The 14,401-nt window shown below is 38.6% G+C and carries 14 protein-coding genes, 1 riboswitch and 1 other annotated feature; of the genes, 7 read left to right on the top strand and 7 right to left on the bottom strand.

The window, feature by feature from the left end:
- Positions 1-4: 4 nt before the first annotated feature.
- Together SporoP17a_RS03875 and SporoP17a_RS03870 are read right to left on the bottom strand one after the other, a co-directional pair.
- Positions 5-562 carry an SLOG family protein gene (locus SporoP17a_RS03875; RefSeq protein ID WP_083032696.1) on the bottom strand — a complete coding sequence of 186 codons (558 nt, stop codon included), beginning with the start codon at positions 560-562 and terminating at the stop codon, positions 5-7.
- Complete coding sequence (locus SporoP17a_RS03870; RefSeq protein WP_083032692.1) at positions 559-1,716, bottom strand: acyl-CoA dehydrogenase family protein; 1,158 nt, start codon at positions 1,714-1,716, stop codon at positions 559-561. Before SporoP17a_RS03870 ends, SporoP17a_RS03875 begins: the two co-directional genes overlap by 4 nt.
- Before the next feature lie 549 nt (positions 1,717-2,265).
- Between SporoP17a_RS03870 and SporoP17a_RS03865 the strand changes: the two genes are divergently transcribed.
- Positions 2,266-3,954: a methyl-accepting chemotaxis protein gene (locus SporoP17a_RS03865; protein WP_167693373.1), complete on the top strand. Its 1,689-nt coding sequence runs from the start codon at positions 2,266-2,268 to the stop codon at positions 3,952-3,954.
- Between the two features lie 34 nt (positions 3,955-3,988).
- Here SporoP17a_RS03865 and thpR read toward each other — a convergent pair whose 3' ends face one another.
- Positions 3,989-4,537, bottom strand: coding sequence for an RNA 2',3'-cyclic phosphodiesterase (thpR, locus tag SporoP17a_RS03860; protein WP_167693372.1), 549 nt, complete (start codon positions 4,535-4,537; stop codon positions 3,989-3,991).
- Positions 4,538-4,713: 176 nt separating this feature from the next.
- Here thpR and SporoP17a_RS03855 point away from each other — a divergent pair, with 176 nt between their 5' ends.
- Positions 4,714-5,508 carry an HAD family hydrolase gene (locus SporoP17a_RS03855; protein WP_083032681.1) on the top strand — a complete coding sequence of 265 codons (795 nt, stop codon included), beginning with the start codon at positions 4,714-4,716 and terminating at the stop codon, positions 5,506-5,508.
- A 67-nt stretch (positions 5,509-5,575) separates the two neighbouring features.
- Positions 5,576-6,022 (top strand): small multi-drug export protein, encoded by a 447-nt coding sequence (locus SporoP17a_RS03850; protein ID WP_083032677.1) that lies wholly within the window; start codon positions 5,576-5,578, stop codon positions 6,020-6,022.
- Positions 6,023-6,061: 39 nt separating this feature from the next.
- On the opposite strand, the gene serA is transcribed toward SporoP17a_RS03850, so the two are convergent.
- Positions 6,062-7,648, bottom strand: a complete 1,587-nt coding sequence (gene serA / locus SporoP17a_RS03845; RefSeq protein WP_083032673.1) for a phosphoglycerate dehydrogenase — start codon at positions 7,646-7,648, stop codon at positions 6,062-6,064.
- Between the two features lie 134 nt (positions 7,649-7,782).
- Positions 7,783-8,008: a binding site (T-box leader), on the bottom strand.
- A gap of 256 nt (positions 8,009-8,264) precedes the next feature.
- Here serA and SporoP17a_RS03840 point away from each other — a divergent pair.
- Positions 8,265-8,579 (top strand): thioredoxin family protein, encoded by a 315-nt coding sequence (locus SporoP17a_RS03840; RefSeq protein ID WP_083032669.1) that lies wholly within the window; start codon positions 8,265-8,267, stop codon positions 8,577-8,579.
- A gap of 122 nt (positions 8,580-8,701) precedes the next feature.
- On the opposite strand, the gene SporoP17a_RS03835 is transcribed toward SporoP17a_RS03840, so the two are convergent.
- On the bottom strand, positions 8,702-8,971 hold the full coding sequence (locus SporoP17a_RS03835) for an AbrB/MazE/SpoVT family DNA-binding domain-containing protein (RefSeq protein ID WP_083032654.1): 270 nt from the start codon (positions 8,969-8,971) through the stop codon (positions 8,702-8,704).
- 150 nt (positions 8,972-9,121) lie between these two features.
- Positions 9,122-9,228: riboswitch (SAM riboswitch) on the top strand.
- Positions 9,229-9,320: 92 nt separating this feature from the next.
- Between SporoP17a_RS03835 and metA the strand changes: the two genes are divergently transcribed.
- On the top strand, positions 9,321-10,229 hold the full coding sequence (gene metA, locus SporoP17a_RS03830) for a homoserine O-acetyltransferase MetA (RefSeq protein WP_083032652.1): 909 nt from the start codon (positions 9,321-9,323) through the stop codon (positions 10,227-10,229).
- A gap of 99 nt (positions 10,230-10,328) precedes the next feature.
- Positions 10,329-11,000 carry a YetF domain-containing protein gene (locus SporoP17a_RS03825; RefSeq protein WP_083035886.1) on the top strand — a complete coding sequence of 224 codons (672 nt, stop codon included), beginning with the start codon at positions 10,329-10,331 and terminating at the stop codon, positions 10,998-11,000.
- 38 nt (positions 11,001-11,038) lie between these two features.
- On the opposite strand, the gene SporoP17a_RS03820 is transcribed toward SporoP17a_RS03825, so the two are convergent.
- Entirely contained in the window at positions 11,039-11,698 is a 660-nt protein-coding gene (locus SporoP17a_RS03820; RefSeq protein WP_083032649.1) for an HAD family hydrolase, read from the bottom strand.
- Between the two features lie 101 nt (positions 11,699-11,799).
- Positions 11,800-12,435, bottom strand: coding sequence for a spore coat protein (locus SporoP17a_RS03815; protein ID WP_420542198.1), 636 nt, complete (start codon positions 12,433-12,435; stop codon positions 11,800-11,802).
- A gap of 147 nt (positions 12,436-12,582) precedes the next feature.
- Between SporoP17a_RS03815 and SporoP17a_RS03810 the strand changes: the two genes are divergently transcribed.
- Positions 12,583-13,866, top strand: a complete 1,284-nt coding sequence (locus SporoP17a_RS03810; protein ID WP_083032646.1) for a LysM peptidoglycan-binding domain-containing protein — start codon at positions 12,583-12,585, stop codon at positions 13,864-13,866.
- Positions 13,867-14,401 lie beyond the last annotated feature (535 nt).

Raw genomic sequence — 14,401 nt, 5'->3', positions numbered from 1 at the left:
TTTACTATTCCCATTGTTCTCGTTGCAAATCTTCCGCAATGAGTTGTAAGTCATCCGCGGTAATTGATAATAATTCATAGTTAGTATTTTCAGCTAGTTGTACTGCCATTTTCTTAAGGAATTTCGGAGAACCTTCATTTTCCTCGTCATATACAAGTAACAAAGCATCTGAATTTCGAAGTAGAAACTTATTCTTCTCTACAAATTGCCAAGGTGCTTCATACGGTTTGTTTGTCAGACTCACTGAATAATCTGCGAGTGATAGGATTTGTTCATAAGTCTCTTGTTTTAGTTCATTCCACTTCGACTGTTGATCAAGAAATGGAGTAATAACCGCGTATTGTAAATGGGGGTAGTCTTCTTGCAAATCCCATACGCATTCAATAACCCACGTTTCCACTCCAAGCTGTCCACTGACGATCACCCATTCGAGTCCTTGATCTAGAAGCGTTAATAATTGGTCTGTTAACGCTTTTTTTATGATAGGAATACCTTGATGATCTTCATTGAAAATTCCTAATTCGTGGGCTTTATAACCACTCACTAGTAGACGTTTTATCATTGTTGTCCACTAATTGCTGCTTGTGCGAGCTTTGTAATCGTCATATCATCCATCGGTGGATTGTGAAGACCAGCTCGTACGTCGCGGTAATATCGCTGAAGAGGATTGGACATTTCCAAGCTTTTGGCGCCTACAATACGCATTGCCAAGTTCACAATTTCGATCGCGCTATTCGTTACAATCGACTTCGCTACCCCCAGTTCATTTTGTAAATGAACACGACGAGCAGGATCATCGTAAATTCTCGCGATATCATAAAGTAAATGACGTGCTTTAATTAGCTCTAAATCCATCTTCCCAATTTGTGTTTGGATATTGAAGAGGGAAGCAATGGGTTCATTGAGGCTGTTTGGCTGATAAGTTGCTGCAAAGTGTACCGCATAATCACGTGCGGCTTGGGCAATTCCCATGTAACATGCAGGAATATGAAGAAGCCAACCGTTTTGGCTGTTGCCACGAGGTGCATCATTCACTTCTACTAACTGATCATCTGTCGCTTCCACTTGATCTAGTACGAGCGTCTGGCTTTCGGTACCGCGCATTGAAATCACATGCCACGTATCTTTAATAGAAAGGCCGTTTGTGTCACTTGGCAACAAGAAAAAGCCTGTTTTCTGCTTTTCTTCGATCCAAACAGAAACGAGGATATGAGTAAGAGCAGGCGCCATAGTCGTAAATGTCTTTTCGCCTGAAATGACCCAGCCATTCTCGGTGCGAACAGCAGTCGTTTGTGGTCGACCACCGCGTGTAGGGCTACCAGTTTGGGCTTCAGTAACGGAACGATTAACAAGTGCGCCTTGTTGAACCGCTTCACTAAACTGGGCTAATTGTTCTTCCGTCCATTTACGATTCTCATACAGTTCACCAATGACTCCTTGATGCCAACCAATGGCAAGAGCGGTAGCACTATCAAAACGAGCGATGGTCTCCTGTAAGAGCACCATGTCCGTCACTGTGATCCCCTCACCTCCAAACTCTTTAGGTAGAGTTAACGTCGTATAACCCATTTCTATGAGTTTTTCTATATTCTCTTGTGGGAATTTTGAGAGCTCATCAGATCGTTCTGAAAAGCTGCTGAAAAACGGACCTGCCTCAGTCAATTCATTGACCCATCGGCGTTGAAAGTCCGTTGTAATAAAAAGTTCTGTTGACACGAGTAACACGTCCTAACTGCTTCAGTCTTGTACTGCTATTAGCTACTAATATAGTGTGAATTTATGTAGAAATACCAAATTACCTTGAGTACATCTCTCAAGAGTCATGAAATTCTAGTATACTAGAAAAACAAAATAAATGCCATTCTGACGAAAGAAAAATTTTTATGTCATACTATGTAAAATTTTTACTGAGTAATCAATGAAATAATAGAGCATTTCACATCTACCGGATAAGGTTTGAATTGGGTCAAAAAAGCTTAGTTGAAATAGATTTAAATCATACAAAATAAAAACTTTAGTTCTATTACTTGCGTCTTTTCATGAGCGTATAAAGTTATTTAAAATATACGTTTTCAGCACTATAGTAGTTCTAAATGATTACAAAAGACAATAATGAATAAAAAACAACAAATTAGTATGTTAGATGCTTTATTTTATCTTGAATTCTGAATATACCTATGCGAACAGGAATAGTGTGGGGTATAATTGGCAACGTGTACCAAATACATGCGTATATTGATAATTGAATATATGAGAATGAAAGAAATGAAGTTTACAGTGGGGAAAAAGTTATGGATTGGATTTATGAGTCTGGTCATCATTATCATTATAATCGGTTTAATAGGGTTCCTAGCGCTGAAGAATGTTAATGAAAAGTATTCGATTTTAATTGATGATCGGATGTATAAAGTTATTGTGCTAGAAGAACTGCAGAGCGATCAACATAATTTAGCGGAAAATATAAGAGGGTTTATGTTATATGATTCAGAATCGTACATAAAAGAGTTAGGAGAAATTCAATCTCGCAGAGACGAACGTTTAAATAAATTAGAACAAATTATAAAAGACAATACTATGCAGACTAAGTTGGAGTCTATTCAGGAAGCGAGTGTAGAATACGACAAGGTACTACTTTCTATTATAGAAGAGAAGCGTGCAGGGGATGATGATCAAGCGCTTGTGATAGGAACGAATGGGACAAGTTATCAACAAACGATAACTGACAATATTAATCAAATGATTGATTACCAAAGACAACAGCAAGAACAGTTGGAAAGGGAAGTGGCGAGTTATACAAGTAGCGCTACGTTGTTAATGACCATCCTAATCGCAGTAGGAGTTATTACTAGTGTATTGATTACTACAATTATTAGTCGCTTGATTAGCCGTCCGGTTGGCCAAATGACGAATGCGCTAGCTGAAGTATCGGGAGGAAACTTTGCCATTGAAGAAGTGAAGATTAAAAATAATGATGAAATCGGCGATACGTCTATTACGCTTAATGAAATGGTTGCTGATTTACGAGGCATTATCGATCGGACGAAAAATTCTGCTTTACATTTGGCAGCACAGTCGGAGGAATTATCCGCTAGTTCGGAAGAGAGTTTAGCTGCTTCTGAAATGGTAGCAGAAATTACGGAAAAGAACTTACAGACGAGTGAGATGCAAGCGGATATCGTCAATCAAGCTACTACCTCAATGGAAGAAATGGTAACGGCTATTGATGTGATTACACAGGACAATGAAGAAATGTTGAATTCATCAGAAGACGTGGCGCGATTGGTGAAGGAAGGTTCTGCTTTAATGGGAGAAACGACCAATCAGATGACCACTATTAGTGAGACGATTGGTGACTCCATGGAAACTATCCATAAAATGTCCAAACACACGGAAAGTATCCGTGGCGTTACATCCATAATTGCGGCAATTGCCGAGCAAACGAATTTACTTGCACTCAATGCTGCGATTGAAGCAGCCCGTGCAGGAGAGCATGGTAAAGGCTTTGCTGTTGTAGCTGAAGAAGTGCGGAATTTGGCAGAACAATCCAAGCAGTCTACACAAGAAATCGGTCGAATGATTGATACGATTATTCATGATGTAGAAACAGTAGTAACGAGCACGGATGAAGGTAGAAAACGTGTAGCGGAAGGTTTAGCATCAACAGAGAAAACAAATGCCATTTTCAGAGATATCGAGCACGCAACGTCGGACGTCAGTGAAAAAGTCTCTACAGTATCAGCAGCAATCGAACAGATTCGTGCGATGACAGATGAAGTGGCAGGTGGAGCTAAACGAGTAGAAGAGTTGGCTATTCAAGCGGCAGCCGAAGCTCAATCTACTAGTGCGGCAACAGAAGAACAGTTAGCGGCTAATGAGGAAATCACGTCCAGTTCCCAAACATTGGCTCAACTTGCAGAACAACTTCAACATGATATGGCTCGTTTTAAAGTGTAATAAAACAGTATGGAGTTGATTGCGTAGTGTGCAATCAACTCCTTTTTAATGGGAAATGCGCGAGGGCTTCATAGGAAGGGGTTGCTTTAGGATGAATTTTAAACAATGTGAAACCTTCTATTTTAATAGGAACAGGTTCTATAGACTTTTTTTCTAATTGCATTTTTTCTGTGGTCTTGCGTTTTTTAGCTATTGTGATATGTGGAACGAAGCGTGCGTCTTTTTCCAACTCAAGTATTTTCTCTGTACGCCTGGCGATTTGCCTTTGCAGTTCGCATAAAGTGTCGGAAGTCTGAACCGCTAGAAAAACGACACGTGGTCCACTTGCGGATCCGAAAAACGATAAACCTTTCAAGTACACGGTGAATTCTGTATGCGATTTAGCGATTTTGTGTAGACAGGATTTCAGCCAAGGAAGCTTAGTATCATCAAGCTCACCGATATAGCGCATAGTCAAATGCAAATCTTTAGCGTGTGGAATTACTTTGTATTTCTCGTGTAATTGGTATTCTGTGCGAAATTGCTGGGCTATGTCATCAACAGGATGAGCAATAGAGATACCGATAAAGTAATGTTGTACCAATTCCAGCTCACCTCCTATTCAGTAGGTTCCCTTACTTTTTGAAATATATGCACGACCGTACAAAAATATTGTATATAGCCTACGGTTTAGGGAATGTACTAACAAATAACATAAATAATGTGTATAATAAGAGTAGGAAATAACTGAATTATTACCATTACAAAGGGGATGTCACGATGATTAAAACGTTGATTTTTGATCTGGATGATACATTGATATGGGATGCCAAGAGTATTTCTACGGCATTTCAGAAAACATGTGAATATGCGACAAAGAAAACAGGCGTTAATCCAGTAGAACTTGAGCACGCAGTGCGTCAGGAAGCAAGAGACTTGTATGCTACATATGAGACATTTCCACATACTCAAAATATCGGTATTAATCCTTTTGAAGGATTATGGGGTGTCTTTGACGATGAAGGAGAAGAGTTTCAGAAAATGAAAAAGATTGTTCCTGGCTATCAAAAGGAAGCTTGGGTCAATGGGTTAAAGAAATTAGGAATTGATGATGAAACATTTGGATGGGAATTAGCGGACGTATTTCCAAAAGAGCGTAAGAATAACCCATATATATACGAAGAAACGTTTGAAGTGTTGGATAAGTTAAAAGGTAACTATCAGCTAATTCTTTTGACAAACGGTTCACCAAGTTTACAACAGATTAAATTAAAAATTTCGCCTGAAATACCTAGTTACTTTGATCATATTATCGTTTCTGGTGCATTTGGAAAAGGAAAACCTGACGTATCTATATTTAAGCATGTTCTTGATTTAAGTGGCGCCCAAGCAGATGAAGCGTTAATGATAGGCGATAACTTACTGACAGATATTTTAGGTTCAAATCGCATCGGTATGCGTAATGTATGGATCAATCGTGAAAATAAGCTTCCGAATGATGAAGTGAAACCTACGTATGAAATCGATAACTTACATGGCCTTTTTCCTATACTAAGCACATTAGAAAACCGATGAGATCATCTCATCGGTTTTGATTCCGTTTCACTTATTTTTATTTATCTGTATAGCAAGGGGGGATAGGATGCTAGAATATGTATTCGTGTTTTTAGGAGCGGCTATACCGTGGATTGAAATTATGATAGTCGTGCCGTTAGGTATTATTCGAGGTCTATCACCTATGTGGGTGATCATTCTTTCATTTGCCGGTAATATGACGACAATTCTTCTGTTGATCGTTGGTTTCCAACGTATAAAAGAATGGATGGTACGTAGGAAACAGAAGAAAGGAAAAGGTGAGTCGAAACGTCAGCAACGTGCGGAACAAATTATGAACAGATATGGATTACCGGTTTTAGCACTTGCAGGTCCAATTTTGATCGGAACTCACATTGCGGCTTTTATAGGTCTCGTATTAGGTGCAAAGAAAATGAATACGGCAATTTGGTCAGCCATCAGTATTGCGCTATGGTGTTTAGTGTTTGGAATTTTAACTGCCATGGGGTTTGATTTCTTTGTCGATCGTACATAAAAACATCCAGCTGAATATATCGGCTGGATGTTTTCGTTGTTATAGATCGATTGCTTTTGCATCATTTATATTTTGAACTTCTTTGATATTCTTGATAGAAGTCGACTCAACGTGGTTGTCGACAGCTAACATCATAATAGCATATCCACCTTCAGTGGAACGTCCAACCTGCATCGCTGCAATGTTGATATTTTCTTCTGCTAGAAGTGTTCCTACACGCCCGATTGCACCTGGCTGATCTCTGTGTCGGATGAACAATAAGTGACCGCTTGGAATGACATCGACTACATAATCATCCACTTTTACAATACGTGCACCCAGACCATTTAGAAGGGTACCCGCTACTTTGCGAACGCCTTTTTCAGTAACAATTTCTACTGTAATCAAGTTCAAGAACCCTTTACCAGTAGTTGTTTTTTGTTCATTTACTTTAATGCCGTAGCGATCAGCTAGTAACTTTGCGTTTACATCGTTAACAGTTTCTCCAAGATTACGCTTCAAAAGCCCTTTGACTGTATTACGAGTTAGTGCGCGTACATCATAGTTCGCCAATTCGCCAGCGTATTGGATGTTGATTTCATGGATAACCGAGTTTTGGATTTGTGATAAGAACATACCCAATTTCTCTGTTAGATCAAAGAATGGTTCGATTTTTGCCAACACATCACGAGAAACAGATGGCAAGTTGACTGGATTACGAACAGATCCGATTGTCAAGAAGTTCACTACGTCGCGGCTTACGTCGACTGCTACTGATTCTTGTGCTTCAAATGTACTTGCACCTAAGTGCGGAGTCGCAATTACTTCAGGTAATGTCAATAACTTATGGTCGAGGAATGGTTCTTCTTCGAATACGTCCAATGCTGCACCTGCTACTTTACCAGCAACGATCGCATCGTATAGAGCATCCTCATCTATGATTCCACCACGTGCACAGTTTATAATTTGCACGCCGTCTTTCATTTTCTCGAATGCTTCTTTGTTGATCATTCTACGAGTTTCTTTAAGCAAAGGTGTGTGAACTGTAATGAAGTCAGCTACTTCGAGCACTTCATCTACTGTTCCAATTTCAATACCCAATTTCTTTGCAACATCTTCTGTTAAGTACGGATCATATGCTACTACAGTCATACGTTGTCCTCTCGCGCGTCTAGCAACTTCAGCACCAATACGACCGAGTCCGATGATTCCTAAAGTTTTGTCTTTCAATTCCACACCAAGGAATGACTTTCTATCCCATTTATTATTTTTCAACGAGTTGAAAGCTTGAGGGATTTTGCGTGCCATAGACATCATCATTGCGACAGTGTGCTCAGCTGCAGAGTTTGTGTTACCGTCTGGAGCATTGACAACGATAATCCCTTTTTCGGTAGCTGCATCCAAATCGATGTTGTCGACACCTACACCAGCACGACCGATGATCTTTAATTGATCAGCTGCTTCTAATAACTCTTTTGTAACTGTTGTCTGACTACGAACTAATAACGCGTCGAAATCTTTGATTCGTTCTTTCAGCTGATCCGGTGTCATGTCAGTTTCCATTACAATTTCAAAACCTTCTGCTTGTCGTAGTGGGAAAATTCCGTCCTCGCTAAGTGGGTCACTAATAAGTATTTTAAAAGCCATGATATTCATTCTCTCCTTCGATTGTTTGTAGTGGTTTTTGGTTGAAGAAACTATGTGCGATTGATCGTATATGTATGTTGCGCGCTACCCCCCTTATAGGTAAAATAAAAAAGCCTTCCATCCCTTACGTATAAGTAAGGGGCGAAAAGCTCGATAAACTAACGCGGTACCACCCTTGTTTGCTGCAATTGCAGCCTTCATTCAGCATGCGTAACGTGCATGTGACGGACCAGCCTACTAAAAAAGTTCAGCTAATCAATTCAGAAGTGCCCCCAACCTCAGAATTTGCTGACTTTCACCATGGCATCAGCTCTCTGCAAAATCCTTTTTAGGAAGGTATCTCTTCGTCAAAATTGTTTAACAACTATTAATTTAGAACTAATCATAACACGTCAAAAACTATTGTCAATTGCTTTTCTCGAAAATTTGAAAAACAGTTAAATACGAACGTAATTATTGAATTATTTGTGAACGTTCGCTTTTAAGGTGTTAATTATAAGAAAAACACTTTAATTGAACTAAGTGAAAGGAAATAGCATAAGTCGTCTAAAGAGAAGAAGTACAGGTAAGAGTGTTATAGTGTGCTTATACTATTCGTTAAAAGGAGTGTTGAAAATTGAAAAACTTAGAATCACTAGAGCAATTTGAGCAACTTAAACAAGAAGAAAGAGTAATATTCTTATTCACTGCAGACTGGTGTCCCGATTGCAGAGTGATTGAACCATTCTTACCGACACTAGAAACAGAGTTTGCGGAGTATGAATTCATTTCGGTTGATCGTGATGAATTTATAGATCTGTGCAGTCAGTTGGACATATTCGGTATTCCTAGTTTCGTGGCATTCAGCGAAGGAACAGAAACAGGTCGTTTGGTAAGTAAGAATCGCAAAACTAAAGAAGAGATTGAAGAATTTATTAATAATTTATCGTAATGCAATCATTCTCTATGAATGGATAAAAGGACAAGTAAACAAAAGGACTGAAGACAATTATAACTTTTGTTTTCGGTCCTTTTCTATAAGAAAAGCTTCTACGATAGCTCTTATATATTGTATTATGTGAAATCTATCAGTTGCTCTATAAGGATTTTTGTGCCTCGTGGACTGATGTATAGACCGTTCGACAATTGTTTGTTTTCATCCATCACATCACCGGTGATAAAACATGCCTTGGACACTTGATACTTTCTCAATATAATTTTGTCATCCTCTACGAAAATTTCGATAGGGTCGCCCTGATCGATCAACATAGAATTTCGAAGTTCTTTTGGGATGACAATTCTGCCGAGATGATCAACTTTACGAACTATACCTAAAGACTTCATAAGCTCCTCCTCGAAGTAAAGTAGTTGGTAATTTCTATTATACACAAAAATAGATTGTCTACAATTTACAATACTTGAATGTGCAGAACAATTTGACAATTACGCTATACAATTTATTTATTCATGCTATAATAGTCTATAATTAAATATTTCTTATCAAGAGAAGCTGAGGGAATTGGCCTGATGAAGCTTCAGCAACCTCTGTGCAAACAGGAAGGTGCTACCTCCAACAAGATTGTTGTCTTGAGAGATAAGAACGATGAACGGTCAACCCTCATTTTCTTATCTAAGAGAAATGAGGTTTTTTTGTATAGAAATAGTATTAAAAGTACGTTAAGGGGGAAATAGCATGCCAATTAATATACCAAAACATCTGCCGGCAGGAGAACTGCTAAGAGAAGAGAAAATATTTATTATGGATGAAGAACGTGCTACCACACAGGATATCCGTCCAATCAATATTTTGATTTTGAACTTGATGCCTGAAAAAGAGAAGACCGAGTTGCAATTGCTTCGACTACTAGGGAATACGCCTTTACAAGTGAATGTCACGTTCTTGAATACAGCAACCTATGTCTCAAAAAATGTTAGTCAGAATCATTTGGAAACCTTCTATACTACCTTTGAACATATTAAAAGCCAGCGCTTTGACGGTATGATTATTACAGGTGCGCCAATTGAACTTTTACAATTTGAAGATGTAGTCTATTGGAAAGAGTTAGAAGAAATTATGGAATGGACAAAAACGAACGTCACGTCTGTACTTCATATTTGCTGGGGTGCACAAGCTGCACTGTATCATCATTACGGAATAAACAAGTTCGAGTTACCGAAGAAATGTTTTGGAGTGTTTTCACATGATATTACCGATCCGACAGTAAACTTGGCACGCGGATTCAATGACGTATATGTAGCGCCACACTCACGCCATACAGGAGTTTCATTAGAAGAGATCAAGAATCATCCTGATTTAACCCTACTTTCTGCTTCTAAAGAGGCAGGAGCGTTCATTGTGATTTCAAATGACGCAAAACATATTATGGTCACTGGACACTTAGAATACGATGCGCATACGCTGGGGGATGAATATGCTCGCGACGTAGAAAAAGGTGTTGACATCGAAATTCCTGTAAATTATTATCCAAATGATGATCCATCTAAAGAACCTATGAATACTTGGCGCTCTCACACGCATTTGTTATTCTCTAATTGGCTCAATTACTACGTCTATCAGAAAACTCCTTATAACTGGAAGTAAAGGAATCCGTGTATAAATTTCTATAGTTTGCACATACTCCGATTACTGGAGGTGTATGCCGTGAACGTAGATGAATTTTTGGAATTGGCTTTTTGGGAAATGACTTTACGAACGGTGATCTCGTTTATTGTGCTATTGATTTTGGCGCGTTTCATGGGGAAAAAACAAGTGTCTCAGTTGACTTTCTTTCATTACGTAACAGGTATCACGATCGGGTCAATTGCGGCCAATTTAGCAGGAGAGTCTGAAACGCCATTTTTAAACGGTCTATACGGAATGGTTCTATGGGCGGTATTAACAGTTCTCGCCAACTTTTTAACGTTCAAATCTTTCAAACTTCGCGTATTACTCGATGATGAACCGGTGGTTGTCATTCAAAACGGGAAAATCTTAGAAGGCTCCTTGCGTAAATTACGGTTGAATTTCAATGATCTAAATATGATGCTACGAGAGCAGTCGATATTTTCGATGAAAGATGTCAATTACGCGATATTCGAAACGAATGGTAATTTAAGTATCTTGCTGAATCCAGGAGAGAAACATGCGACAAAAAAAGATGTTAAAGTCTCGTCACCGCAACCCAAATATATTCCGACTGAAATTATTACTGACGGGAAAGTGGAAGAAAAAAATATGCAGGAACTTCAATTGACTGATACGTGGCTAACAGAACAACTGAAAAAGCAAGGAATATCCAAACCAGAACATGTTCTTTATGCAGAAATTCAGACAGATGGCAGTTTATATATTAATACATTAAAATCGACTTGACGTGAAGAGCTCTGACCAAATCAAAGCTCTTCACGTTTTTAAAGTATTTCCCAGTTTCTTTGTTTGGCTACGGCGTTAAGTTTTTCATCTGGACGAACTGCTACAGGGTACCCAACCTTCTCTAAGACTGGAAGGTCGGAAATGCTGTCTCCGTAGGCAAAACTGTTGTCCCAGTCGACAGTTTTGCCTAGTAGTGCTTGATAAATTTGTTCATTTTTACGTCTACCTTGAATATGTAAGAAAGGCTGATCCATTGCTAATTGGTCTCCACGTGAAGGAATATCTGTACCAATAATGTGATCAAATGTTAGGTGACTTGTGACCGCTTGTAAAAAGGGAGTATAGGCTCCAGAAACGAGTAAGACATAGTATCCCTCTTTTCGATGCTCAGTCAGACGGTTAATGACTTGTTCATTGAAGTCGGGCGCCATTACGCTATGCATGCTGTTGAAGTATTCATGTAGTTCCGTCATTGTCAATGAGTCCAGGGCTTGTAGATAAAGAAGCATAGAGCGCTCTTTCATGACAGGTTCGGGCAGTATTTTTAATTTATAGCGAATATAAAGTGGTAAGATCGAACGAAAGAATTTTCCGTAGTATTGCTTGTATTTTGGATGGTTCTTTAATTGCTTCATAAGTAATTTAAAGGTTTCTTTTGTGTACAATGTACCATCAAAATCAAAGATTGCAATTTTCATAGAGACACTCCTTTATTGTATTCCTCTGTATAGTATACAAATATAACGAGTGTAAAAGCAAAAAAGCAGATGGATAAAAATCCATCTGCTTGAATTTAGAATTATTGAAGATTATTCGGCATACCAGGTTGACCTTGTGAAGGTGCAAATGAATTAAGCAACATATTCATATCTTGATCGTTTAATTGTGGTACTTGGTAATAATGATGTTTGTTTTGGTAAATTGACAATTCGTATGCCATTTCTATGCAGTTGGGCACAGAATCAGCCATTACACGGCGAACGACTGGGTTACATACTTCCAATGAAGCAGCTGTTTTGCCTGTAGCGCTTTCTTTTGCAGCACCTAGCAAAAAGCCAGAGATGATCTCATCGTTGATTTCACCTGTAGATTGAATAGGTTTAGATGGTGCCTTTGCTTTCATACCGTAAATGAAGTCACTGCTAGCTTTCATTTGATAACGCTGTGTAGGATGAGAAGGATCTTTCCCTGTCTTGAAACTTTGGACAATGATATTGTATTCATCCAGCATAAATCGGTATTGTCGGTCAAGGATATCCAGAAGTTCTGGATCCTGGACATGTGGTCGTAAAATCACCGATTGATTCAATGCACCAAGCGCCGCACTAAGCACTTCTTTCACATCAAATAACTCATGTCCACCGTGATTTAACGATGGGGGAACTTGTCCGCCTTGCATGTTTTGAGATGTATCAAATTGATTTGTCAAATATATTTCCTCCTTTAATTGTCTTGTACATCGAGAGTAGTATGCGAAGTGGCCAAAATTTTATGCAAGAGAAATTGTATTTATGAACCATGCATAGTTTGTAACGCGCCATCATATCATATGGATAGAACTCAAGAAGGGTAGTGGGGATACATGCAGATTCATATAGTTTCGCAAGGTGAGAGTTTATATGAAATTGGTAATATTTACGGTGTTCCATACGATCAAATAGCAGAAGTTAATGAATTGGAAAGCGAGATACGACTCGCTGTAGGACAAGCGCTTGTCATTCCAATAATAGGTTCTTATTACTGGGTGCGACCTGGAGATAGTCTATTTACCATTGCGCAAAGATATGGTCTAACAGTTGCGCGCTTGGCAGAAATTAATGCAATTAACCCCACCAGAAGGTTAATAATCGGTCAGCGTTTGTATATTCCACAAGAAGTGAAAACAATCATTGACTCATTATTATATGTAGAACCGCGTAATCCGGTCAGTCAAGATATGTTGACGGAAGTTCGTGAACGTGTGAATGGTCTTACGTATCTCGCAATGTTTAGTTATGAAGTACAACGTGATGGATCACTCAAAGCACCTGCTCTCGCAGATATTCCGACTATTGCAAATAACGCTGGTGCTAAAAATATATTAGTGCTGACCAATTTAGAAAACTATTCATTCAGTGCGGAATTGGCACACGTGATTTTCACTGATCAGGTTGCACAAAACAAAATGATACAAAGTGCCATTGAAACAGCAAAAGAAATCGGCTATAGTGATATTCACTTCGATTTTGAGTTGTTATTCCCTGAAGATCGAGAATTATACAATCAATTATTACGTAATGCACGTGATCAAATTCATAAAGCAGGCCTTACGATTTCTACAGCACTTGCTCCAAAAGCTGGGGAAGTGACGACAGGTATTTATGGTGCCCATGATTATAAAGTGCATGGAGAAGTTGCAGATTTTGTTGTATTAATGACATATGAATGGGGATATACGTATAGTGCACCACAAGCTGTGAGCCCAATAGGACCAGTTACGAAAGTAGTGGAATATGCAGTAAGTCAAATTCCAAACGAAAAAGTATTTTTAGGTCAGAACTTATACGGCTATGATTGGACAGCTCCATTTGGTCAATCGGATAGTAAAGCTGCAAGAGCGTTAAGTCCACGAATGGCGACTAATCTGGCAATCGAACAGAATGCTGCTATTGAATACGACGCGCTATCTCAAGCGCCACATTATACGTATTACGACGAAACTGGAACTGAACATGAAGTGTGGTTTGAAGATGCCCGAAGCATAAACGAGAAGTTTGACTTGCTGAAGAAATTTAAATTGCGAGGGATTATGTATTGGAAACTCGGCCTTGCATTCCCGCAAAACTGGCTGTTATTAGAAGATCGATTTACAATTCGTAAGCGGTAAATATAGGAGCCTTTCCTTAAATAATAGGAAAGGCTCTGTCATATGAGTTCTCACTCGTTATTTAATAGTTTCATAGCACTTTGGAACATTTCCATATCTGGATTTACGAGTAAAGCAGGTAGGAAAGCAAAAGTCATGATGAGGAGTAAGTTCGCTCCTAGTATTGATCGAAAAGTACATGTTTTCTTTGTCATGGTGCTTCGCCTCTTTCTTTTCGTATTGTTCTCACTAGTATGTGTATGCGCTTACATTTAGAACTTCACATAGTTCGTTTGAATAGTTTAATAATACTATTAATTCAGTTGAAAGTAAATGCAAAAGTTTAAGATAGTACATAAAATTGACACAAAAATTAAGTCAAAACACAGATATTCTAAAAAAATCTTGTAACTTGCTATCTTTTCAGTGATAATATTGGAATACAAAGAAATATTTCGAACAATTAAAATTCAATTCATATTAGTAGAATTTACTCTTTTATCATACAAGTATTTTGAAATCATAGTCACTGAGTAAATGAGCGACTAGTCAGTCG

The organism is Sporosarcina ureae (assembly GCF_002082015.1).
Taxonomy (GTDB): domain Bacteria; phylum Bacillota; class Bacilli; order Bacillales_A; family Planococcaceae; genus Sporosarcina; species Sporosarcina ureae_A.
The sequence above is the reverse complement of the archived record's forward strand: the minus strand, read 5'-3'. Positions and strand labels throughout refer to the sequence as shown.